The sequence below is a fragment of the bacterium genome (genome assembly GCA_035527515.1).
GTDB lineage: Bacteria > B130-G9 > B130-G9 > B130-G9 > B130-G9 > B130-G9.
Map to the genome: position 1 here is coordinate 1 of DATLAJ010000055.1, position 2840 is coordinate 2840.

The 2840-nt window shown below is 55.3% G+C and carries 2 protein-coding genes; both read left to right on the plus strand.

Going from position 1 to position 2840, the window contains the following annotated elements:
- The first annotated feature begins 1137 nt into the window (after window positions 1-1137).
- The gene (locus tag VM163_03740; protein HUT02983.1) at window positions 1138-2007 is read left to right on the plus strand and encodes a hypothetical protein; all 870 of its coding nucleotides are present in this window, start codon (window positions 1138-1140) and stop codon (window positions 2005-2007) included.
- Between the two features lie 206 nt (window positions 2008-2213).
- The coding region (locus tag VM163_03745) for a hypothetical protein (GenBank protein ID HUT02984.1) at window positions 2214-2840 on the plus strand (627 nt) is incomplete at its 3' end.

Sequence of the window (2840 nt, forward strand, 5' to 3'; positions counted from 1 at the left end):
GCACCTTCGTCGAGTTCGTGCGACACGAGCCGCCGTACCTTCTCGTGGCGCACGACAGGACGAGTGTCGTGGCCGCGAAGGAAAAGGAGTTCGAGTTGATGCTCAGGCTCAAGTGCCGCTGGCCGCTGGAGCGGTAGCGGCGTGCATTGGTTCCTTCATCTGCGCCAGCGAATTCATCCGTCCGGTGCATCGATAGTCACTCGAACCCCGCGGCGCAGAGGGGCTCAAATGACGTCAGCGCCTATCTCGTGCGCTATGATTGAACAGGGGGGGCAAAAAAAGCAACTTACAGCAAACAGTAGTGCAAGATACAGATAACGGCAATCTTGCTGTTAATAGATTGATCAAACTGAAAATCGAAAACGAGAAAGCTCGGGAACTAACAACTAGATTCCCTCCGAGTACAACGAGGAGAAACTGCAGTTTCTTGACTGCAAACTCGAGACAAGAAGCCGGGGGAGGCCTATTCAGGATCCAGCGGCGTGGCTAATCCGGGCAATCGAGAAAGACTACAAACCGCCGTCACCATTTCAATCTACACAGGAGATAGCTCGGGAGGAAGCCGAGCGCGACAAACGCCGTGAGGAGCTTAGGGCGGACCACGAGCGCGAAAGAACCCGGCATCTAGACGAACTTAGACGTAAGTATGGAACAAGCCAGAGAGAACTCGACCTTTGGCCAGAAGTCCTAAAAGAGATCAGCCTACAAACCACCACGGCCACTTTCAACACCTGGTTCACAGGGACATCATTGTTGGCTCTCGAAGGCGATAGTGCCGTGGTCGGCGTCCCGAACCAGCAAGCCAAGGACTGGCTTCACAACAGGCTCTACAAGATCATCAAGCGCTCCCTAGATGGATTCCTAGACAGTCCCGTCGAGCTGGAATTTGTGATCCTCGAGAGACCCTCCATGCAATGCTGACATGGCTGACGCGGAAGCCGTGATTCCCGGCGATGGCAAAATGATTCATCCCGATGGTTCTGCAAAAAGACCCGGTGGGGGACATTATCCAGAACAGTTCTGCAGAAGTATATGTTATGCCGCCGTTAGCCTTGTCGCATTGCCCGGGTTGCGATGCATCGCCCCCCTGTCACCGATGACCGCCAGTACGCCACCGCCCCCTTTCTGAGGAAGCCCATGTCCCCTCCATTCCGCGTCACGAAGGTCTCTGACGAGGGCTCTTCATGCCCATTCATTGCTCGCGTCTTCTTTGGCTTGCTCAAGTTCCGCGATGACCTCTACCTCCTTGCCATCAACGACAGCGAGCGCCCTAGAGCCCGAGACCACTTCGATCAGCAGTTCAAACCGATGCTCGAGGCCGCGCAGGCCGCGCGCGACGCCGCCCTCGAGATCCGACGCCTAGTCTCCGCCCACATCGATGCCATCCGAACCGGCCAAGCAGTTCGCTACAGGCCAAATCAGTACGACATTCTCCAGACAATCGATATCCCCTTGAGTCAGGCGGTCGACAAGCTAGTCGACCAGGGTGTTGTGGCTGTCAAGACCGGCCTGCAGAACATCCTCCGCGATCCTCTTGGCCTCGAGATTGGTTTCCTCTTTCAGAAGGACTCGGAGTTCGAGGTAGGGATCGCCGACCTTCAGGCAACGGGCCAGCCCGAGCTGGCGTCGTATCTCCGCAGAGTACGTGGAAGCTGGCTATCCGCTTTTCTTCAATTGCGCGTATGCCACGAGCACCACGGTTGGTCGCTGGGAGGCGTCCATTACAGCCTTACGTCGCCCTCCTCTGTCGCCATCGCGATGCCGCAGGTTCTGGGCCTGCGCGTCGACGAATTCGCCCAGATGAGCGCCAACCGGATCCTCCTCCTGATCGAGAATCTGGTGGTCTATGCAATGGACAAGCGGTGCCCTTTTCCGATCTTCGTGGTCGAGATCCCAAGAGAGTCACGCAATCCGATGGACCCGCAAAGGTTCCGCTTGGCCCCTCGCGGGCTAGATCCGTCGGTCCCTTGGGTTATATCCTATGCAGACGAGTCCGACTTTGTATAAGGTGCGCCCATCAAACCTCCACGTCGGCCTGCTTTGCATGCGCCCTAAGCAGCGCGAAGTTGAATCCCGGCGGCATAACAACTCGCTGAAGCTGACCAGGCGGGCTGGGCATTCGGAGTTGCTTGTCTTGCCCACCAGCCAGGCGTAGAGTATTGCCAGGTTTGCCCGCTTCCGCCGGGCAGCTTAGCTCAAGGGCGTTATGAGGCATGAAACGAATGACGATGGAATCGAACATCACCAAATTCAAGGATGAGCTGAAGGCTCTAATCGATGAAGGAGAGTTGCTTCGAGTCAGCTTGGCGCTCGACCTCGAAGTTGTTGATGAGGAAACAGAGAAGAAGTTGCGCGAGACAAAGCTGCCGAATTTCAAGGAGGAATACGAGCGCTGGTATTCACTATCGATGCAGGTGGTCAAGCAGGTTCTGCCTGATCGTCTATCGGACTTTGTGAGGCAGTACAAGGATGAGAAACGTAAGCAAACTGACTTCCTCACGTACGGTGTCTCTGACTACATGATCGGGCTCCGTACCAAGCCGCGCTTGGGAGCGGTAGTTGATGGAAAAGCAGCTTTTCCAAAGTTTCAGCAACAGCTGAACATTTTGAAGTCAGCGCAGGCACGCTTGGAAAGCTCATTGTTTGACATGCTTGAGATTCTCCAAGCAGATCTGTTCGACGATGAGCTTGATGCTGCTACTGAACTCGCCAAGAAGGGATTCTTGAGAGGCGCTGGCGCAGTTGCTGGAGTCGTCCTTGAACGGCATCTTGGTCATGTTTGTGGTAAGCATAACCTGAAGACTCGAAAGAAGGCTCCGACAATTAACGACTTCAATCAA

What these genes read in the sequence shown, in the direction of transcription:
- VM163_03740 (HUT02983.1), top strand. Translation starts at nt 1,138, where the DNA reads ATGTCCCCTCCATTCCGCGTCACGAAGGTCTCTGACGAGGGCTCTTCA.